This window comes from Rhodoplanes sp. SY1, from assembly GCF_046000175.1.
Lineage (GTDB): Bacteria > Pseudomonadota > Alphaproteobacteria > Rhizobiales > Xanthobacteraceae > Rhodoplanes.
The window spans coordinates 1-19,842 of record NZ_JBEOMB010000130.1 but is presented as its reverse complement, the minus strand read 5'-3'; the positions used below and the strand labels follow the sequence as shown (position 1 = coordinate 19,842).

At 70.2% G+C, this 19,842-nt stretch carries 19 protein-coding genes and 1 tRNA gene; 8 read left to right on the top strand and 12 right to left on the bottom strand.

Going from position 1 to position 19,842, the window contains the following annotated elements; genetic code table 11:
• Nucleotides 1-1,159, top strand: a 1,159-nt coding sequence (locus ABTU92_RS25165; protein ID WP_408094350.1) for a putative bifunctional diguanylate cyclase/phosphodiesterase, incomplete at its 5' end; no start/stop codon positions are given.
• Between the two features lie 64 nt (nucleotides 1,160-1,223).
• Here the strand turns inward: ABTU92_RS25165 and ABTU92_RS25160 are convergent.
• Entirely contained in the window at nucleotides 1,224-2,258 is a 1,035-nt protein-coding gene (locus ABTU92_RS25160; protein ID WP_408094349.1) for a DMT family transporter, read from the bottom strand.
• A 98-nt stretch (nucleotides 2,259-2,356) separates the two neighbouring features.
• Nucleotides 2,357-3,271: a hypothetical protein gene (locus tag ABTU92_RS25155; protein ID WP_408094348.1), complete on the bottom strand. Its 915-nt coding sequence runs from the start codon at nucleotides 3,269-3,271 to the stop codon at nucleotides 2,357-2,359.
• A gap of 560 nt (nucleotides 3,272-3,831) precedes the next feature.
• Here ABTU92_RS25155 and ABTU92_RS25150 point away from each other — a divergent pair.
• The 6 genes from ABTU92_RS25150 (at nucleotide 3,832) to ABTU92_RS25125 (ending at nucleotide 8,757) form a co-directional block, all read left to right on the top strand.
• On the top strand, nucleotides 3,832-3,972 hold the full coding sequence (locus ABTU92_RS25150; RefSeq protein ID WP_170146018.1) for a hypothetical protein: 141 nt from the start codon (nucleotides 3,832-3,834) through the stop codon (nucleotides 3,970-3,972).
• 4 nt (nucleotides 3,973-3,976) lie between these two features.
• Nucleotides 3,977-4,660: a bifunctional 4-hydroxy-2-oxoglutarate aldolase/2-dehydro-3-deoxy-phosphogluconate aldolase gene (locus ABTU92_RS25145; protein WP_408094347.1), complete on the top strand. Its 684-nt coding sequence runs from the start codon at nucleotides 3,977-3,979 to the stop codon at nucleotides 4,658-4,660.
• Nucleotides 4,661-4,695: 35 nt separating this feature from the next.
• Nucleotides 4,696-5,799: a sugar kinase gene (locus ABTU92_RS25140; protein WP_111359615.1), complete on the top strand. Its 1,104-nt coding sequence runs from the start codon at nucleotides 4,696-4,698 to the stop codon at nucleotides 5,797-5,799.
• Nucleotides 5,800-5,973: 174 nt separating this feature from the next.
• Nucleotides 5,974-7,344 (top strand): hypothetical protein, encoded by a 1,371-nt coding sequence (locus ABTU92_RS25135; protein ID WP_408094346.1) that lies wholly within the window; start codon nucleotides 5,974-5,976, stop codon nucleotides 7,342-7,344.
• A gap of 236 nt (nucleotides 7,345-7,580) precedes the next feature.
• Nucleotides 7,581-8,357, top strand: coding sequence for a 3-ketoacyl-ACP reductase (locus tag ABTU92_RS25130; RefSeq protein ID WP_408094345.1), 777 nt, complete (start codon nucleotides 7,581-7,583; stop codon nucleotides 8,355-8,357).
• Between the two features lie 139 nt (nucleotides 8,358-8,496).
• Nucleotides 8,497-8,757: a hypothetical protein gene (locus ABTU92_RS25125; RefSeq protein ID WP_408094344.1), complete on the top strand. Its 261-nt coding sequence runs from the start codon at nucleotides 8,497-8,499 to the stop codon at nucleotides 8,755-8,757.
• Nucleotides 8,758-9,414: 657 nt separating this feature from the next.
• On the opposite strand, the gene ABTU92_RS25120 is transcribed toward ABTU92_RS25125, so the two are convergent.
• The 10 genes from ABTU92_RS25120 to ABTU92_RS25075 all read right to left on the bottom strand — a co-directional run bounded on the left by ABTU92_RS25120 (nucleotide 9,415) and on the right by ABTU92_RS25075 (nucleotide 19,037).
• Nucleotides 9,415-11,088: a response regulator gene (locus ABTU92_RS25120; protein ID WP_408094343.1), complete on the bottom strand. Its 1,674-nt coding sequence runs from the start codon at nucleotides 11,086-11,088 to the stop codon at nucleotides 9,415-9,417.
• A complete protein-coding gene (locus tag ABTU92_RS25115) occupies nucleotides 11,085-12,848 on the bottom strand; it encodes an ATP-binding protein (RefSeq protein ID WP_408094342.1) in 1,764 nt (587 codons plus the stop codon). Before ABTU92_RS25115 ends, ABTU92_RS25120 begins: the two co-directional genes overlap by 4 nt.
• Complete coding sequence (locus ABTU92_RS25110; protein WP_408094341.1) at nucleotides 12,845-13,864, bottom strand: ATP-binding protein; 1,020 nt, start codon at nucleotides 13,862-13,864, stop codon at nucleotides 12,845-12,847. Before ABTU92_RS25110 ends, ABTU92_RS25115 begins: the two co-directional genes overlap by 4 nt.
• 21 nt (nucleotides 13,865-13,885) lie before the next feature.
• Nucleotides 13,886-14,290, bottom strand: a complete 405-nt coding sequence (locus ABTU92_RS25105) for an anti-sigma regulatory factor (protein ID WP_408094340.1) — start codon at nucleotides 14,288-14,290, stop codon at nucleotides 13,886-13,888.
• Nucleotides 14,271-14,660, bottom strand: a complete 390-nt coding sequence (locus ABTU92_RS25100) for an STAS domain-containing protein (protein ID WP_408094339.1) — start codon at nucleotides 14,658-14,660, stop codon at nucleotides 14,271-14,273. Before ABTU92_RS25100 ends, ABTU92_RS25105 begins: the two co-directional genes overlap by 20 nt.
• A gap of 4 nt (nucleotides 14,661-14,664) precedes the next feature.
• A complete protein-coding gene (locus ABTU92_RS25095; RefSeq protein WP_408094338.1) occupies nucleotides 14,665-15,546 on the bottom strand; it encodes an STAS domain-containing protein in 882 nt (293 codons plus the stop codon).
• A 375-nt stretch (nucleotides 15,547-15,921) separates the two neighbouring features.
• A tRNA-Gly gene (locus ABTU92_RS25090) sits at nucleotides 15,922-15,999 on the bottom strand.
• An 81-nt stretch (nucleotides 16,000-16,080) separates the two neighbouring features.
• On the bottom strand, nucleotides 16,081-16,761 hold the full coding sequence (locus ABTU92_RS25085; RefSeq protein WP_408094337.1) for a DUF2927 domain-containing protein: 681 nt from the start codon (nucleotides 16,759-16,761) through the stop codon (nucleotides 16,081-16,083).
• A gap of 200 nt (nucleotides 16,762-16,961) precedes the next feature.
• Nucleotides 16,962-18,209 (bottom strand): hypothetical protein, encoded by a 1,248-nt coding sequence (locus ABTU92_RS25080; RefSeq protein WP_408094336.1) that lies wholly within the window; start codon nucleotides 18,207-18,209, stop codon nucleotides 16,962-16,964.
• Between the two features lie 219 nt (nucleotides 18,210-18,428).
• A complete protein-coding gene (locus tag ABTU92_RS25075) occupies nucleotides 18,429-19,037 on the bottom strand; it encodes a DUF1134 domain-containing protein (RefSeq protein ID WP_408094335.1) in 609 nt (202 codons plus the stop codon).
• A gap of 111 nt (nucleotides 19,038-19,148) precedes the next feature.
• Between ABTU92_RS25075 and ABTU92_RS25070 the strand changes: the two genes are divergently transcribed.
• Complete coding sequence (locus ABTU92_RS25070) at nucleotides 19,149-19,649, top strand: YHS domain-containing (seleno)protein (RefSeq protein ID WP_408094334.1); 501 nt, start codon at nucleotides 19,149-19,151, stop codon at nucleotides 19,647-19,649.
• Nucleotides 19,650-19,842 lie beyond the last annotated feature (193 nt).

Sequence of the window (19,842 nt, the reverse complement as noted above, 5' to 3'; positions counted from 1 at the left end):
CCCAACGAAAAACGCTCTAGGCCACCGGATCGGCGACCGGCTGCTCCAGGAGTCGGCCCGCCGCCTGCGCGGCGCGATCCGCGACACCGACGTGCTCGCCCGCCTCGGCGGCGACGAGTTCGCCGTGGTCGTCTCGCCGGTCGAGTCCCGCGACGCGCTCGAGGCGCTGGCCGACCGGCTGGTCGAGACCATCGCCAAGCCCTGCGACATCGACGGCCACCACATCTGCCCGAGCGTCAGCATCGGCATCGCGGTCGGACCGCAGGACGGGCACGGCGCCGACGACCTGCTGATGGCGGCCGACCTCGCCCTCTACGCCGTCAAGGCCGAGTGCCGTGGCACCCACAAGTTCTACCATCCCTCCATGAACAAGGAGGTGAGCGACCGCCGCCATGTCGAGATGGACCTGCGCGAGGCGATCGCCCGCGACCGGCTCGAGCTGCACTACCAGCCGCTCGTCGACCTGAAGAGCGGCGCCATCACGGGCTTCGAGGCGCTCACCCGCTGGCGCCATCCCGACAACGGCATGGTGCCGCCCAACGTGTTCATCCCGGTCGCCGAGGACTCCGGCCTGATCCTGCCGCTCGGCGAATGGGCGCTCGCCGAGGCGTGCCGGCAGGCGGTACGCTGGCCCGAGCGCGTCAAGATCGCCGTCAACCTGTCGCCCGTGCAGCTCTCCGCCCCGAACCTCGTCGACATGGTCGAGCGCACGCTCGCGGCGACCGGCCTCGCGCCGGACCGGCTCGAGCTCGAGATCACCGAGCGGGTGTTCCTGGACGACAGCGAGAAGACGCTGCGGACGCTGCGTCGCCTCAAGCAGGCCGGCATCCGCATCGCCATGGACGATTTCGGCACCGGCTACTCGTCGCTCAGCTATCTGCGCAGCTTCCCGTTCGACAAGATCAAGATCGACCGCAGCTTCGTGATGGACCTCGACGACGGCTCCGACCGGATGGCGATCGTCCAGGCGGTCATCCAGATGGCGCGGGCGCTGGGCATGACCACGACGGCCGAGGGCGTCGAGACGCCGCACCAGCACGAGGTGCTCGCCGTGCTCGGCTGCGACGAGGCGCAGGGCTACCTGTTCAGCCGCGCCCTGCCGATCGACGAGATCGTCGGCCTGCTCGCCGACTGGCCGAAGCGCCGCTTCGTCGCCTGATCCGATCGCGGCCGCGCGTTCGCGACCGTGCGCCGTGCCGACGGTGCGCCGTCGCGGCGGCCGCTCAGCGGCCCGCCGGCACCGCCGGAACGCTGGCTTTCTGGATCGCCGTCCCGCATGCGTCGGCCTGTGCGGCGCGCTTGGCCCGCGCCTCGTGCCACAGCAGGAACAGTCCGGAGGCGACGACGACGGCGGAGCCGGCGAGCAGCGCCAGGGTCGGCTGGTCGTTCCACACCAGGAAGCCGAGCAGCATCGCCCAGACGAGGCTCATGTAATAGAAGGGCGAGACCGCCGCGGTGGGGCCGAGCGACAGGGCGCGCGTCCAGCAATACTGCTGGATCGTGTTCGCCACCCCCATGCCGACCAGCAGGCCCGCGTCGAACAGGGTCGGCATGCGGAAGCCGAACACCAAGAGGCCGGCGTGGCAGACCGACATGACGACGAGCTGCCACATCAGCAGCGTGTTGGGTGATTCCGTCTTGGTCATGCCGCGCACCGCGACCGTGACGCTGCCGTACATCACCGCGTTGCCGAGCGCGAAGAGGGCGCCGAGGGAGAGCGAGTCGGCGCCCGGCTCGGTGACGATCAGGACGCCGGCGAAGCCGACCAGCAGCGCCGTCCAGCGCGCCACGCCGGCCCGCTCGCCGAGCCACAGGACCGAGATCAGCGCCGCCCACAGGGGCGCCGAGAAGCCGATCGCGATGGCGCCGGCGATCGGCATCATCGACACGGCGAGCACCGTGAGGGTCTGCGAGATCGCCTGCGAGACGCCGCGCGCGACGTGCTGGCCGGGCTTCTTCGTCGCGAAGACGGCGAGGCCGGTGAACGGCAGCACGAACAGCGAGCAGACTAGGAGCGAGGAGAGCGAGCGGAACGCCATCACCTCGCCGACCGGATAGATCGCCACCAGCCATTTGGCGAGCGCGCTCGACACCGCGAACATCACGGTCGAGCCGACCATGAACAGGATGCCGAGCGGCACGTTGTCGACGCGCCGCGGGGCCGGGGCGGCCGACGCGCCGGCCGACGCCGCGGTGGGCCGGTCGGCCGGGTTGACGGCGCCGGCCACGGCGGTCGCCGGGAGAGCGGAGGCGGTCATCGTGGGATCCTCGTGGGGCGGGTCGAGGCGGGGCGCGGCGTCGGCCGGTTCGGTCGCTCGGCCGAACCGGCCGCAGCGCGGGCGTGGCGCCGGCGCCATCAGTCCGGCATGGCGTCGCTGCCGCGGCAGCGGCAGGCGTCGGGTCCGCACAGCTCCTGATCGGCGGGCAGGAACCACGGCTTGACGCTGAATCCGCGGCGCAGCGAGTACATGTAGAAGATCGGCATCCGGGCCGGGAACAGGCAGCGCAGCTTGCTGCCGTTGAAGGTGACGAAGACGGCACCCGGGAAGGCGAGCTCGACGGCGCGCTTCTCCACCATGTTCATGCGGTAGTAGGCGAGCGCGCCGGCCTCCGCGGATCCCTCGCCGCGATACCACTTGCCGGCGCTGGCGGCGAGGCTGTCCAGCACGTCGGCCGGCACCGGCGCGTCGAGGTCGGCCGGGATCACCGCGTCGCCGGCGTCGGCGACCACGCTGGACAGCCGGCAGGTCTGGAAGCCGCGCCGCGCCGCCTCGCCGGCGATCGCCCCGAAGTAGGCGTCGATGCTCTCCTCCGGATGGCCGTTATGGCGGGCGTGAGTGTCGGTGAGGATCAGGGTCACGGCGGCGCCCGGCCGATGCGCGTCGCGCACCCGCGCCACCATGCTTCCCACGTAGTCGAGGCACTCGACGTCCTCCGGACCGAGGCTGCAACGCGGTCCCTTGCCCCAGTACATCACGAAGCGCAGCGGCTCGGCGCGGCCGACCGCCGTGGCTGCCACCTGGAGCAGCAGATGCGGGTTCTCGGGCTGTTCGCGCTTGAACGCCCAGGTGTTGAAGGCGCGCAGCACGGTCTCGGCGGAGTGCTCGGGCGACGGCTGCGCCGGTGCCGCCTTCCGCTTCGTGCGGGCGGGCTGCGGGAACGGCGTCCGGCTCGGCGCGGCCCGATCGAAGGGCGAGGGGCCTGCGGTCCAGACGCATTCGAGGTTGCCGGACGCCGAGTCGGCGCCAGCAAGGACGGTGCTGCGGAACATGTCCCTCTCCATTTGCGGGTGAGGGTTAATATTCGTTAAGACTTCGTCATCGTCAATTTGAATTAAACTTTCATAAAATTTTAGCGAATGTTAACCTTAACGGCCAGGTAAGTCGCTGCGGGATCGTCAATCTCGATACGCGCGACGTGAAAATTGTGCGGTCTCGACACCAAGTCGTTTGGGCTAGGCCCGAATTCGCGCTCTCGTGATGCGGTAATACTGTAATATTCTGTGCCGTAGGGTCGCAGGTCTGGTCCGGTGCAAGCAGTCCGAGCGTCTGCCCGCTGCGGTCGTCGTCAATCGGTCGATCGACGCCCGTGAGGCGTGACGCCATGGGGAGTGACGCCCATGGGGAGAGAGGGCGTCGCTCGTGCTCCTCCACGCCGGCGCCCGCAGCCATGCCGCGTCGTGGTCCCGGTCTGCGTTCCCGGAAATGCTCGCGACCTTGACGATGGGGGCGCCGCGGTGGTCTTGTAACTAGACAGTTACTTGCCGCCCGTTTCGGCTTCGCGGCTTCGCCTTCGTCCCGCCCGCCTGTTCACGCCATGCGAGACATGCCAATGGCCAGCGACGAGCTCGTCCGCGTCGGATTCGCCGACGCGCCGCCGGAGCACGCGACGGAGCAGGGACGCACGCAGATCATCGACGGCGGGCCCCGCGCGGCGGCCGCCCCGGCCGTCGCCACCGGTCGAGGAGACTGACGACATGGCACCCCAATCGGCACACGATCGCATGACCGTCCTGACGGCCATGATGGACCAGGGCGTGATCCCGGTGTTCTACCATCCGGACGTCGAGGTCTGCAGGAACGTCATCCAGGCCTGCGCCGACGGCGGCGCCAAGTGCATCGAGTTCACCAACCGCGGCGACTTCGCCTCGCAGGTGTTCCTCGACGTCGCTCGCCACTTCGCCAAGGCCGATCCGAGCGTGATCATGGGCGTCGGCTCGGTCGTCGACGCGCCGACCGCCGGCATCTACATCGCCAACGGCGCCAAGTTCGTGGTCGGCCCGCTGCTCAATCCGGACGTCGCCAAGGTCTGCAATCGCCGAAAAATCCCCTACAGCCCGGGCTGCGGCACGATGTCGGAGATCAGCATGGCCGAGGAGCTCGGCTGCGAGATCGTGAAGATCTTCCCCGGCGACATCGTCGGCGGCCCGGCCTTCGTCAAGGCCGTGCTGGCGCCGTGCCCGTGGACGCGGCTGATGCCGACCGGCGGCGTCGACGCCTCCGAGGCGTCGCTGCGCGCCTGGTTCGAGGCCGGCGTGGTGTGCGTCGGCATCGGCTCCAACCTGATCACCAAGAAGTTGCTCGAGGCGAAGGACTACAAGGGCATCGAGACGCGGGTGCGCGACACCATCGCGCTGATCCGTTCGATCCGCGGCAAGTGATTCATTCGCTGAAACGACAATCCGGGACGAAGACCATGAGCGAGATTCTGAAGATCCGGCCCGCCTCCGAGACGAAGTGGGACTGCTGTTCGTTCGGCGAGGTGATGCTGCGCTTCGATCCCGGCTTCGGCCGGGTGCGCAACGCCCGCTCGTTCCAGGTGTGGGAGGGCGGCGGCGAGTACAACGTCGCCCGCGCCATGCGCAAGTGCTGGGGCAAGCGCGCGACCGTCGTCACGGCGCTGCCGCAGAACGACCTCGGCTGGCTGGTCGAGGACTTCATCATGCAGGGCGGCGTCGACACCTCGCACATCCTGTGGCGCGAGTTCGACGGCATCGGGCGCAACACCCGCGTCGGCCTCAACTTCACCGAGAAGGGTTTTGGGGTGCGCGCCGCGCTCGGCTGCTCGGATCGCGGTCATTCTGCCGCGTCGCAGATCAAGCCCGGCGAGATCAACTGGGAGAAGCTGTTCGGCGAGGAGGGCGTGCGCTGGTTCCACACCGGCGGCATCTTCGCGGCGCTCGCCTCCAACACCTCGGAGGCCGTGATCGAGGCGGTCGAGACCGCGCGGAAATACGGCACGATCGTCTCCTACGACCTCAACTACCGTGCGTCGCTGTGGAAGAGCCAGGGCGGCAAGGCGGGCGCGCAGAAGATCAACCGCGAGATCGCCAAGTATGTCGACGTGATGCTCGGCAACGAGGAGGATTTCACGGCCTGCCTCGGCTTCGAGGTGGAGGGGCTCGACGAGCACATCTCGGCGATCGATCCCGTCAACTTCAAGAAGATGATCGCCACCGCCGTGAAGCAGTATCCGAACTTCAAGGTGGCGGCGACGACGCTGCGCAACGCCAAGACCGCGACCTTCAACGACTGGGGCGCCATCATCTGGGCAGGCGGGCAGTTCTACGAGGCGCCGATGCGCGAGAACCTCGAGATCTACGACCGCGTCGGCGGCGGCGACGGCTTCGCCTCCGGCCTCGCCTACGGCTTCCTGGAGGGCAAGGGCCCGCAGGCGGCGGTCGAGTACGGCGCCGCCCACGGCGCGCTCGCCATGACCACGCCGGGCGACACCTCGATGGTCAACGTCAAGGAGGTCGAGGCGATCATGAAGGGCAAGGGCGCCCGGGTGATCCGCTGACGCCGAAGCGGAACGCGCTCTCGCATTCTCGCGGGAGCGTTTCCCCATGGTCATGGCCGGGCTTGTCCCGGCCATCCACGTCTGCTCGTGTTGCATCGACCGACGATCGTGGATGGCCGGCACGAGGCCGGCCATGACGAAATTCAGAGACAGGCCAAGAGGGGGCGAACGCTCATGAAGATCGACACCGCACTCACGCCGAACGACCTTCTGCCGGCGATCCGCCGCATGTGGGATCTCTCGGCCGGCAAGATCACCTCCATCGACCGCACCATGGACCGCGCCTCCGGCGCGCCCGTCCACACGGTGGCGGGCCAGTACAAACCGCGCGGCTGGACCGACTGGACTCAAGGGTTTGAGTTCGGCAGCGCCATCCTGCAGTTCGACGCCACCGGCGACGAGAGCTTCCTGGCGCTCGGCCTCGACCGCATCTGCGCCGACATGCCCGTGCACGTGACGCATTTCGGCGTCCACGACCACGGCTTCAACCAGGTCTCGACCTACGGCAATCTGCGCCGATTGGTGAACGAGGGCCGGCTGCCCGAGGACCCGTGGCAGATGGAGTATTTCGAGCTGGCGCTCAAATGCTCCGGTGCCGTGCAGGCCAACCGCTGGACCGAGCTCGGCGACGGCTTCGGCTACATCCAGTCGTTCAACGGCCCGCACTCGCTGTTCATCGACACCATGCGCACCCTGCGCGTGCTGGCGCTCGCCCATCAGCTCGGCCACGTGATGAAGGGCGAGGGCGACCAGGTGATCCCGCTGCTCGGCCGCCTGATCGCGCATGCCCGCACCACGGCGAAGTACGGCGTGTTCTACGGCGAGGGCCGCGACATCTACGACGTGCGCGGCCGCACCGCCCACGAGGCGATCTTCAACACCGCCAGCCGGGCGTTCCGCTGCGTCGGCACGCAGCAGGGCTATTCGGGGTTCTCGACGTGGACGCGCGGCCTCTCCTGGGCGATCACCGGCTACGCCGAGCTCCTGGAGTTCATGGAGACGCTCGACGATGCCGAGGTCGAGGCGTTCGGCGGCAAGGCCGAGGTGATCGCCATGATGGAGAAGGCGGCGGCGGCGACCTGCGACTTCTACATCGCCCACACGGCGACCGACGGCATCCCGTATTGGGACACGGGCGCGCCGGACCTGGCGAAGCTCGGCGACATCTATAACAAGGAGTCCGAGCCCGAGAACGACGTCGAGCCGGTCGACTCCTCGGCCGCCGCGATCGCGGCGCAGGGGCTGCTGCGCTTCGGCGCGTGGCGCGAGGCGACCGGCCGGGCCGATGCGGCGCGCTATCGCCAGGCCGGCCTCACGGTGGTACGCACGCTGCTCTCCGACCGCTATCTGAGCATCGATCCCGATCATCAGGGCCTGGTGCTGCACAGCCAGTATCACCGCCCCAACGGCTGGGACCACGTGCCGCCGGGCCGCGCCAATCCGTGCGGCGAGGCGACCATGTGGGGCGACTATCACATGCGCGAGGTCGCCCTCTACGTGCAGCGCCTCGCCGAGAACGGCCCGTATCTCACGTTCTTCGGGTGATCATGCTTCACCTCTCCCCAGCGGGGAGAGGTCGGATCTCGCGCCACTGCGCGAGATCCGGGTGAGGGGGTGCCGCGCTCTCCAACTGGCGCCGTAAACCCTCACCCCGGTGCGCGCTGACGCGCGCCCCGACCCTCTCCCTGAGGGAGAGGGTATCGGCAGTTCACGGCCCAACCAGTCCGGCCTCGCGGTCGTCTGACACGCCCGACGACCGAACGGCATCAGGGAGACATCACATGAACCAGAAGACCAAGCGTCGCGTCGCCCTGGTGACGGGTGGACGCCGCGGCATCGGCCTCGCCGTCGCCGAGGGCCTAGCGCGGGAAAGCTACGACGTCGCCATCACGGGCACGCGCGACGACGACGTGGCGCAGGCCGCCGTGAAGACACTCGAGTCCCACGGCGTCGCCGCCACCTACGTGGCCGGCAACGTGCAGGACGTCGCCGACCATGCCCGCGTGCTCGACGCGGTGGAGGCCGCGCTCGGGCCGATCGACGTGTTCGTGTCGAATGCCGGCGTCGCCCCGCCGCAGCGGCTCGACGTGCTGGAGACGACGCCCGAGAACTTCGACTACGTGCTCGGCGTCAACCTGCGCGGCGCCTTCTTCCTGGCGCAGGCCGTGGCGAACCGCATGCTGAAGGTGCCGTCGGAGACGCCGCGCGCGATCGTCGTCGTGTCGTCCTGCTCGGCCGAGATGGTCTCCAACAATCGCCTGGAGTACTGCATCTCCAAGGCGGGACTCGCCATGGTGGTCGAGGGTCTCGCGGCGCGACTCGCCGGCGACGGCATCGCCGTGTTCGAGGTGCGGCCCGGCATCATCAAGACCGACATGACGGCCGGCGTGACGTCGAAGTACGACGCGCTGATCGCGCAGGGCCTGGTGCCGGCGAAGCGCTGGGGCCGGCCCGAGGACATCGCCGCCGCGGTCTCGGCGCTGGCGAATCCGGCCGTCGTCTTCTCCACCGGCACGGTCGTGAACGTCGACGGCGGCCTCACCATCACGCGGTTGTAGAACGCCGGTTGCGCGACACCGCCGTCGCGTGTGCTCTCGACGAAACCCGAACCGTACTCCTCCGGACTGAATCGCGGCGTCGACTCGTCTAATCAGCTCCGCCGATGATCGCCACGACCGGCCCGGGGGACATTCTGCGATGACGACGCTGACCGTGCTGGAGACGCTGCGCAAGGCGCGCGGCCTTGTCGCCGACGGCACCTGTCCGGGCGTGTTCGAGGCGGTGCGCTCGCTCGCCGGCGAGGCGAGCGGGCTGACGCGCGACTGCGTCTACTACGCGCTGCTCGACACGGTGGCGGCCGGCGGCGCCGCCTCGCTTGCCGGTTTGCAGCGCACAAACGGCGCGGCGCTCGCGCTGTTCGACGCCACCATCGCGCGCCTCGCCGCCCGGCTTCACTGAGACGCCGCGGCCCGCCTCCCGGGGGGTGCGACAATCGTTCCATCGGCCGCCGCATCGCCGCCGCACGGTTGTCGGAAAACCGTCATCGAGCGTCGCTAGGGTCGCGATGGGTAACGGGCAGTGCGCCCGGTTGCTCACGGACCGCCAGGGGCTTGGAATTCGCGTTCGAGCCCCCATATGAGGTCCAAGCGGCACGCCGAAAGGTGATTGCCGCACCCGTTCTCACAGGCCGCCTGACCGCGGATGTACCGGCAGGCTCTGGCCGTGAGACGGGATCCGGCGCCGGGAGGCGCCGGCAGGTTTCCGCCCGACGAGCAGAGTTTCGGACCGGCAGATCATCGCGTGACCCGAGAGGTCGCGCGCCCCTCTGCCGACGATTGCGGAACTCGTTTCGGTGGGGATCGTTGATCAGCAGCCGTGGTTCGATGCATCGGCGCGCCGAAAGGTGTCGCTCGTGCCGACCCACGTTGCCGGACGGTCCCATCGCCGCTCATTGGTGCGGGATGCCGTCCGTCCCCCTCACGCGTCGTCTGACCGCGGATGTACCGGCAGACGTTCGCCGTGAGGCGGGATGCGGCCCCGGCTTCGCCGGCGCCGCCGCTGCCTCTTCTGTTCTCCGTCTTCTTTTCTCACCCTCTCCGATCAGCCCGGCGCGGCTCATCCCGCCGGAATGTCGGCGCCGTGGTCGAGCACGCTGCGCAGCTTGGCGGCGAGGCCCGCATAGGTGAACGGCTTGGCGATCAGATGCAGGCCGGGATCGAGGCGGCCCTCGTGGACGATGGCGCTGGTCGCGTGGCCCGTGGTGAAGATCACCCGCACGTTCGGCCGGCGCCGCATCGCCTCGTCGGCGAGCTGGCGGCCGTCCATGCCGCCCGGCAGGCCGAGATCGGTGAACAGCAGCGTCACCGCCTCGCGCTCCAGAACGGCGAGCGCCGAGGCGCCGTTCTCGGCTTCCAACACCCGATAGCCGAGCTCGCCGAGAATCTCGGCCGAATGCTCGCGCACGTCCGGATCGTCCTCCACCACCAGAATCGTCTCGTGGCGATGGCCCGCGGGTGTCGCGTGCGCGGCCGGCTCGTGCTCGCCGGCGGCGTCCGCCTCGTCGAGTCGCGGCAGATAGATCTTCACCGTGGTGCCGCGGCCGACCTCCGAGTGGATGCGCACATGGCCGCCCGACTGCTTGACGAAGCCGTAGACCTGCGAGAGCCCGAGCCCGGTGCCGTGACCGATGTCCTTGGTCGTGAAGAACGGCTCGAACGCCTGAGCGATCACGTCGCGGGTCATGCCCGTGCCGGTGTCGGTGACGGCGATCACCACATAGGGCCCCGGCACCACCTCGGCCTCGCGCGCCGCGCTCGCGTCGTCCAGTTCGGCGTTCGCCGTCTCGATGGTGATATGGCCGCCGTTCGGCATGGCGTCGCGGGCGTTGACGGCGAGATTGAGGATCGCGCTCTCGAGCTGGTTGGGGTCGGCGTTCGCGCGCCACAGGCCGTCCGCCAGCATCGGCGTGACGGCGATCTGCTCGCCGAAGGTTCGGCGGAGCATCTCGACGATGGCGCCGACCAGCGCGTTCGCGTCGACCGGCTTGGGATCGAGCGGCTGGCGGCGCGCGAAGGCGAGCAGGCTCTGGGTCAGGGCGGAGGCGCGACGCGCCCCGCGCGCCGCGTTGTCGAGGGCGCGCCGCAGCCGGTCGGGCGTCTCCTCGGGTAGATGGCGCTGCAGGATGTCGACATTGCCCATGATGACGGTGAGCAGATTGTTGAAGTCGTGGGCGACGCCGCCGGTGAGCTGGCCGATGATCTCCATCTTCTGCGACTGGGCGAGCGCGGCTTCCGCCTTCTCGCGCTGGGCGATCTCGTGGCGCAGGCGGGCGTTGGCCTCGGCGAGGTCGCGGGTGCGTTCCTCGACGCGGCGCTCCAGCGTCTCGTTGACGCGCCGCAGCTCGTCCTCGGCGCGGCGGATGCGCAGCAGCGCCCGGATGGCGGCGGCGAGCTCCTCGGGTTCGGCCGGCTGCACCAGGTAGGAGTCGGCGCCGCTGTCGAGCCCGGTGGTGCGATCGGCCGGCGTCGTGAAGGTCGCCGAGGCCTGCAGCACCATCACCTCGGGCCAGCGCGCCTTGATGGCCGCGCACACCTCGGTGCCGCTGAAGTCGGGCAGCTGCACGTCGAGAAGCACGACGTGCGGCCGGTGCTCGTCCACCATGCGCAGCGCGTCCGTGCCGGTCGCCGCCTCGATCACGGCGAAGCCGGCCCGCATCAGGTCGCGGTTCTTGGTGTAGCGGCCGATCTCGCGGTCGTCGACATTGAGGACCAGGGGCTTGCCGTCGGTCATGGCATCGGCCTGCTCTCGGTGAGACTGTTCTCGATGAGGTCGTCCAGGAGGACGGCGAGGCGCTCGCGCGACAGGTCGCGCTTCGACAGGATCGGAACGCCGGGGCGGATGCGCGCGGCGATGTCGGGCGTCACGGCGAGCGAGGTGGAGACGACGACCGGGATCCGGCAGGCGCGCGGCTCGGCCTCCAGGCGATTCAGGGTGGCGAAACCGTCCATCCGCGGCATCTGCAGGTCGAGCAGCACGAGGTCGGGCGCGTCCTCGCAGGCGCGGCGCAGGCCCGTCTCGCCGTCGGCGGCCTCGATCACCTCGAAGCGGTCGCCGCCGATGAGCTGGCGGAAGACGTAACGGAACGTCTCGTCGTCGTCGATCACCAGCACGCGCCGGCGCGTCGTCGCGGTCGCCTCGCCGGCCCCGTCGAGCCGCGGCGGGATCGACAGGCGGAACACCGACCCCTGGCCGAGCACGCTCTCGATCGACAATTCGCCGCCGAGCAGCGCCGCCAGGTTGCGCGACAGCGAGAGGCCGAGCCCGGTGCCCTTCACCTTGCGCTGGATCTGCGTGTCGATCTGGCTGAACTCCTCGAAGATGCGCTCCTGGTGCTCGGCCGCGATGCCGATCCCGGTGTCGCGCACCGCGAACACGATCCGGCCGGTCGCCTCGTCGTGCACGGCCGAGACCGCGACCTCGCCGGCCTCGGTGAACTTCAGCGCGTTGGAGATCAGGTTGCGAAGGATCTGCGTGACCTTCGCCTCGTCGGTGAACAGCGAGGGCAGGCCGGCGCCGCTGTCGAAGGAGAGGTCGACGGCCGGATTGGTCTGCAGCGGCTTGAGCGCGCCGCGCAGGCCGCCGAACAGCTCGGCGACCGTGAACGGCACGGCGCGGATCTCGACCTTGCCGGCCTCGACCTTGGCGAGGTCGAGGAGATCGTTGACCAGCTCCAAGAGTCCTTCGGCGGAGCGGCGGATATAGCCGACCTGCTTCTCCTGCTCGGGGGCGAGATCGCCGTCGACGCGATCGAGCAGCAGCCGCGAGAGCGCCAGGATCGAGTTCAGCGGCGTGCGGAACTCGTGACTCATGTGGGAGAGGAAGCGCGACTTCAGCTCGCTCGCCTGACGGAGCTGCTCGGCGCGCTCGTCGAGCTCGGCATAGAGGGCGACGACGCCGCGGTTGGTGTCGGAGAGCTCGCGGTCGAGCGTCTGCGCCTCCTGCTCGCGCCGCCGCAGCGCGTCGAGCGTCTCGATCAGCTCGCGATTCTGCTCGCGCAACGCCGCGAGCGGGTCGTCGCCGCCGGTCGCCGCGAGGTCGCGGACGATTTCGGCGAGCCGCGCCGCCGTCACGGGCGGCGCGCGGGCCGGCAGGCGATGGCCGAGCGTCACCACGGTGCCGCCGCCGGCCGGGCAGGCGATGTCGAACCGGTCCATCAGCCGCCGCGCGCCGACGAGGCCGATCCCCATGCCTTCGGTCGACCGCCAGCGTCCTTCGAGGACGGCGTCGAGATCCGCGATCCCGGGGCCGCGGTCGCCGATCCGGATGGTGAAGACCTGCCGGCCGTCGTCGCTGTCGACGATGAACTCGGCGCGGCCGCCCTTGCCGTATCCGAAGGCGTTGCGGGCGATCTCCGAGACGGCGGTAGCGATGCGGGTCTGGTCCTGCCGGTCGAAGCCGAGCTTTTCGGCGAGCAGGCGGGCGCGCTGGCGCACCGCCACCACGTCGGCCTCGGCGACGATCGCCATCGTCACGATCGGCCAGCTCGTCACGGCGCGCTCCCGGCGGCCGCGCCGCCTGCGGTCGCGGCGACCAGCACCGTCACGTCGTCGCGCTGCCGCCAGAAGTCGCGGAACAGCACGGCGGCGATCAGGGTCGGGTGGGCGCGCAGCAGTCCGGGATAGCGGTCGAGCGACCAGCTCGTGGCGAGGCCGTCCGAATGCATCACCACGACCCCGTCCTCCGCCGCATAGTCGAACGTCTGGATTTTTCGGGCGACGTGGCCGGCTGTGCCGGGCAGCGACACCATGCGGCGGATCGCGGCCGGCGTCACCACGGCGCCGGCGACGTTGCCGATGCCGCCGAACTCGACCTTGCCGGCGGCGATGTCGATGCGGCCGACCGACACGGCCGCGCCGCGCGTGCCGCGCAGGCCGCCATGGATGTAGTCGAGCAGGGTCGGCACCTGGTGCCCCTTGTGGCGCTGGAACACCCGCACGGCCTCGGTCGCCGCCGTCGCCGCGTCGGGACCGTGGCCGAGGCCGTCGACCACCATCACGGTGCGGGCCGCGCCCGTCTCGTCGACGCTCCAGCCGTCGCCGCAGACGCACTCGCCCTCCTTCGGCACCGTGACGACGCCGATGGCCGCGCCGCTCGGCTTGTTGGCCTTGGGTGGCGTGCCCGGCTCGAAGCGCGCCATCAGCCCGGTGCCGAGCGCCGGCCACGACACCAGCTCGACCGTGTGAGCCTGACGGAACACGGCGCCCAGCCCGTGGCCGTTGGTGCCGGCCGTCGAGTAGCCGTCGACCCGGCAGGCGGCGAGGTCGGCGATGCCGCGGCCCTTGTCGAGCGCCAGCACCTGGATGCCGGCACCGTCCGGCTCCTCGAAGCCGCCGACCAGGATGTCGCCGCCGCCGCCGTGCTTGATCAGGTTGGTGGCGAGCTCGGTGGTGGCGAGGGCGACGCGGCCGGCGTCGGTCGCGCCGAAGCCATGCTGCTCGGCCCGCTCGGCCGCGGTGCGGCGCGCCTCCGACACCTGGCTCGGCTCGTGGACGGGAACCCGGATCATGCTCTCACTTCCACGCCGCCCTCACTTCCACCGCGCACAGACGACACGGGTGCCCTCGCCGGGCTTCGAATCGATGGAGAACTCGTTGCACAGGCGTTTAGCTCCGCCGAGTCCGAGACCGAGGCCGCCGCCCGACGTGTAGCCGTCCTTCAGGGCGAGCTGGATGTCGGGAATGCCGGGGCCATGGTCCTCGAAGACGAGCCGCAGCCCGCGCCGCAGCCCGTCGACCACTACCTCGATGGTGGCGACGCCGCCGCCGCCGTAGTCGAGCATGTTGCGGGCGAGCTCGCTCGCCGCCGTGACGATCTTGGTCTGGTCCACCAGAGAAAGGCCGACCTCGAGGGCGCGCGCCCGCACCTGCTGGCGCACCCGCACGACATCGTCCGAGGAACGTACCTCCATGCGGTCACGCGTCGTCGTCGCCATCGGCGCTCTCGGTCTCGGCGATCCGGCGTTCGAGCAGGGCCATGCCGCGCTCCACGTTGAGCGCGGTCTTCACGCCCGACAGCGAGAGGCCGAGCTCGACCAGCGTGATGGCGACGGCGGGGCGCATGCCCACCACCACGGTCTCGGCGTCGAGCATGCGCGAGATCGCTGCGATGTGATCGAGCATGCGGCCGATGAAGCTGTCGACGATCTCCAGCGCCGAGATGTCGATCAGCACGCCTTTGGCTCGCGCCGCGACGATCTTCTCGGTGAGGTCTTCCTGGAGTGCGGTGGCGAGGCGGTCGTGCATGTCGACCTGGATGGTCACCAGGAGCGCGTGGCCGAGCTTGAGGATCGGGATGCGGTCCATCGGATCAGCTCGCCGGCTGCTCGCGCGCCGCCGCCTTCAGCGGCGCCACGGTGCGGCCGATCCGACGCAGCGCCAGCGCGAAGGCGTCGGCGAGCGTCGCCTTGGAGACGACGTTCAGCTCGACGCCGAGATGCACCATGGTCTGGGCGATCTGCGGCCGGATGCCGCTGATGATGCAGTCGGCGCCCATCAGCCGCGCCGCGGAGACGGTTTTCAGGAGATGCTGCGCCGTCAGCGTGTCGACGGTCGGCACCCCGGTGATGTCGATGATGGCGATCTCGGCCGTCTGGGCGACGATCGACTCGAGCAGGTTCTCCATCACCACCTGGGTGCGCTGGCTGTCCAGCGTGCCGATCAGCGGCAGCGCCAGCACGCCGTCCCACAGCTTCACGACCGGGGTCGACAGCTCGGCGATCTCGCGTTGCTGGCGGATGATCGTCTCCTCGCGGGTCTTCTGGAACGCCTCCATGGTGTGGAGGCCCAGCGCGTCGAGCATCAAGGTGACGTCCCAGATGGTTCGCGCCAGCGTATCCGAGTCGACACCCTTGGTCGTGCTGAGCGCGTCGAACAGCGGCTGCTTGAGCGAGAACACGAAAGTCGCGGTCTCGGTCGGCGTGAAGCCCTGCACGGCGCGCGAGCGCGAGATGTCGGTGAGCATGTCGCGCAGCGGGCCGTAGGCGGGGCTCGCGGCGTCGAGACCGGCCGCCACGGCGGTCGTCAGGAGGTCGAGCACGGTGCGGCATTGGGTCTGCAGCTCGGCCTCGCGGATGCGGCCGCTCGCCAGCGCGCCGCTCGCGCGCAGGCGCTCCGTCCAGTCGGACAGCAGCGCGGCGTTTTGCTCGGCGAGTATCGTGGCGAGAGAATTGGCTTGCGGGCGGGCGATCATGAGCCGACGTGACCTCTGGTCTCGGGGATCGGGACGGATGATGACGGACGTGGCGCGGGCCCGCGGCAGGCGGGCGGCGTGCGCGATACGGTCCGGGAGCGAGTCATGAAGGGGCGACCATCGAGCAGCGGGATCGATGTCGCCATCGACGGCCCTGATAGCGACTCGCCGTAGCGAGGCCAAGCGATCAGCGCACCGAACGGTCAATTGCCGAACAGATCACGATCCCAGGGACACGACGGCGGTCACGTGCCGTCGGTAACGCGGTCCGCGGCGGATTGGTTCCGCGCTGGCGATGGCATCGATCGAGTCGAGGAGCGGTGGCGAGCATCGCTCGAACAGGATCGAGAACGACCCGATCGGACCGAGAGAATTTGGAGGCTCAGCCTGGACTCGAACCAGGATAGGGGAGGGCGGTCGGCTCTCCCCGCGTCGCCATTCCGCCACCGAGCCAACGTGGAGAATGGTACTAGTCGCGGCGACTCGCTGCAATCGGAACCGGCCATTAACTTTACCATCCTGGTAATCATGGGTTTACCGCGACGACGTCGCCGCGCGGTTGTCGATGGGGCGCGTGTCGACGAACGACCGAACGTCCGGGAGAGCCGACCGCGCGATCGTCTCCGCCTCCCGCCGCGGCATGCCGGGCCGCATCCGCGGATGGTAGAGCAGGCCGAGCAGATAACGGTCGTAACGACCGAAGCGCCCGGTGCGCACCGCATCGTTGAACATCGTCCAGGGCAGCGTGGTGTCGTTGATCGGCCCAAGCGCCTGCAGCGTCTCTTCGATCGCACAGTCCCGGAACACGAAATCGGACGTGTCGGCGGCCAGGATCACGACGGCCTGCCGGATCCGGAATCGTTCGTCGCGCGAGAAGCCGCTGACGCAGTCGGGGGCGAGGCGGCGCAGGATCGTCCTCGCCCGGCCGGGTCCGAAGACCTCGGTGACGGTCGCCGCGAAGGCGCGCCGCCGGACGATCAGGATCGTGAGATTCGCGTCGGCGCGGTCGCGGGTCGTCGCGATGTCGAGGTGCTGCACGCCACGTCCGATCTCGGCCACCACGGCCTCGGCCGTCGTGGTGCGCGCTGCCGCGAGGCCGCGCGGCGCCGCGGCGGCATCGACGAACACGCGCACCGGCCCGTCGAAGCGGCGGATGCGATCGGTGGTGCCGGTGGCGTACTCGGCCCCGAAGGCGACGGCCAGGAAGCCGCGCACGATCTGACGATCGGTGAAGCTGGGCGGGGTGTCGGGGGGGCGCCGCTCCGCTGCGGCGGCCGGGAGCGGCCCGGCGCCCGGACCCGCACCGACGACGAGCAGCGTGGCCGCGACCAGCGCAATCGCGAGCCGCCTCGCGGCAGCGGCCGGGCGCCGGCGCTCGGGTCCGTGCCCGTGTCCGTGGAGCGGGGCCGCGGCGGTCAGGGGGCGGCCGTCGCCGGCTCCGGCAGCGCGCCGTTCGTGGCCGGCGGCTGGGCGACCCGCGAGGCGCGGGCCTGCAGGGCGCGGATGCGGCTGACCAGATCGCCGCCACGGGCGGCGCCATCGGCTGCGGCGCGTCCTCCTGCGGCGGACCGGTCCTCGGCCGGGCGATCGTCCGCCAGGATCGCCGTGATCGGCGAGGCGTCGCCCTCCAGCGCCATGGTCAGGCGCACCACCTCGGCGGCGACGTCGTTGATGCGCTCGCGCAGCAGGGCGGTCTCCAGCCGTTCGGCCGCCCAGGAGTCCTCGGTGCCCTTGCGGAGCGTGAGGATCTCCTGCTGCAGCCGGGCGTTCTCGGCGTGGGCCGCCGCGAGCTCCTGCTCCAGCCGGGCCGCCTCGCCGCGCGAGCCCTCGACGGCGCCGGCCGCCTCCTCGCGCGCCCGGCGGGCGTCATATTCCCGCTCGACCAGCATGCGGCCCTGCTCGGTCAGCCGCTCCTCCAGCTCGCGGATGCGCTTGCCGAGCCCGTCCGCCTCGCCGGTCTGCTCGCCGAGCTGGCGCTCGAGCTCGGTCGCGCGGGTGCCGAGTTCGGTCGCCCGGGTGCGCTCCTGGGCCAGCTCGGCCGCCGCCGCGGCGGCCGCGGCGCGTTCGCGGTCGAGCCGGATCTTGATGTCCTTGAGGTCGTGCTGGGCCTGCTCGCCGCGCGACTTGAGCGACTCGATCTGGGTCTTGAGGGTGGCGATCTCGATGCGCTGGCTGTCCGACACCGAGCTGCGCTCGGTCAGTGCCGCTGTCAGTTTGGCGAGCTCGGCCTCCTTGCCGACCAGCACCCGCTCCACCGTCTGGGCCTTGTCGCTCTTGAGCGTGTACTCGTGCTCGGTCGACTGGAGCTGCTCCTGCAGGGTGCGCTCGCGCGCCTCGATGGCGGCGAGGGCGGCGGTCTTCTCGTCCAGCTCCTGCCTGAGGCGGCCGATCGCCATCGACTTGCGGCCGAGGTCGGCGAGCTGCCCGGCGGCCCGGCTCTTGAGCTGCTCGACGCTCATCTCGAGCCGCCGGGTCGACATCGCGAACTCGGCCCGGAGCTGGTCCTTCTCGGCCTGGATCTCGGCCATCGAGAACGGCGTCGAGGCCTCCAGCCGGCGGGTGGTGAGCCGGACGGCGCGGTTGTGCACGAGCGGCACGAACAGCAGGTTGAACAGGCTCGCGACCAGGAACCCGATCCCGAACAGCATGGCCTGTTCGATCATGACGAACGCCTCCGGCTCCACGCCCCGCCGAAACGGCCGTCGGGCGAGTTGGTGTCGAGCTTCTAAAGGGAATTCAACAACCTGACCACTGTTTTGCAAGGGGCGCCAAAGCCGTTTGGCCGGCGATCACGCAACAGTGTCCTGCCCGCACGAGACCGGGCGGCGGGCCGGAGCGACCGTGCGGCAGGGCCGGGTGCCGCGCAGCGGCGCGGCAGCGGCTCAGAACGGGTTCCAGGTCGATTGCGGCGTGAACTTCAGGTAGCCGATGCTGGCGCCGAGTCGCAGCCCGACGCCGGAGCGGATCGGCACCACCACGACATTGTTGGCGGTCAGCGCCGTCATGCCGAGCCCGCCGATGAAGTAGGCGGAGCCGTCGATGCCGCCGAAGCGCTGGTAGATCGCCTCGGTCGCGGGGAGGTTGTAGATCAGCATCATGGTGCGGGCGCCTTCGCCGCCCACGTCCCAGCCGAACGACGGGCCCTGCCAGTACACCTTCAGGTCGCCGGCGTTCTTGGTGTAGAGCACGCCCTCGCCGTAGCGCAGGCCGCCGAAGAAGGCGCCGCCGCCCTCCTCGCCGAGCACGTAGCCGTTGGGCAGGCCCCACTGGCTGGCGGCGCGCTCGACCAGGGTCGCGAGGCTGCGCGACACGCCGCCGAAGAAGCGGTGGCCGGCCGAGACGATCTCGCCGGTCGTGAAGGTGTCGTTGCGCTGCGGATGCGCCGGCACCGGCTGGCTCTGCGCGACGGCCCGGGTGGGCATGGCGCAGGCCAGGGAGACCCCTGCGGCAAGGGTCACCGCGGCCGCGATCCGACGCCAGGCTGTGCGCATGTTCGACCTTTCCGACAACTCGACCCGCTTTTTTCGAAGCGCGCTAACGGGATGATGACGAAGTCGCGCTAGGACTGCCTCATCCGAATCGAGAGAGCTTCCGGCAACAGTATGACGCCACGGCGGCGAACCCTGCAAACTGCGCGCCTTCTGGCCGCCTTCGTCATCGCGATCCTCGGCCTCGCCTTCGTCCAGGCGGGCGGTCCGCTTGCGGCGACCAGCGAGCGCGTCGTCACCGACCGCTACTCCGGCCTCGCTCTCGCGGGCTTCGACCCCGTCGCCTACTTCGTCGACGGCCAGCCCGAGCTCGGCCGTCCCGAGTACGAGTACGATCACCACGGCATCGTCTGGCGCTTCCGCAACGAGGGGAACCGCAACGCCTTCGCGGACAATCCCGGCGTCTACGGGCCGCTGTTCGGCGGCTACGATCCGGTCGGCGTCGCCCGTGGCGTGTCGCGCCCCGGTCATCCCGAGATCTTCCTCGTCGTCCGCGGCCGGCTGATGCTGTTCTACAGCGAGACGGCCCGCTCGAAGTTCCTGGCCGACCCGGTCGGGGTGCTGACCGATGCCCAGTCCCACTGGCCGAAGGTGCAGTCGCAGCTCGCCCGGTGATCCGGCGCCGTCGCCGACGCTTCCGGTCTCCATCGCGCCGGCGGCCCGCCGCCCCGATCACCGATCGGGCGGCGGCGGAGCCCCCCAGGCGACGAAGCCCGACACCAGGAAATCCGCCGGGCCGTTGCCGTAGAGCAGCGGCGTGCCGTCCGGCCGCAGCACGACGCCGCCGGCCGCCGCCAGCACCGCGTCG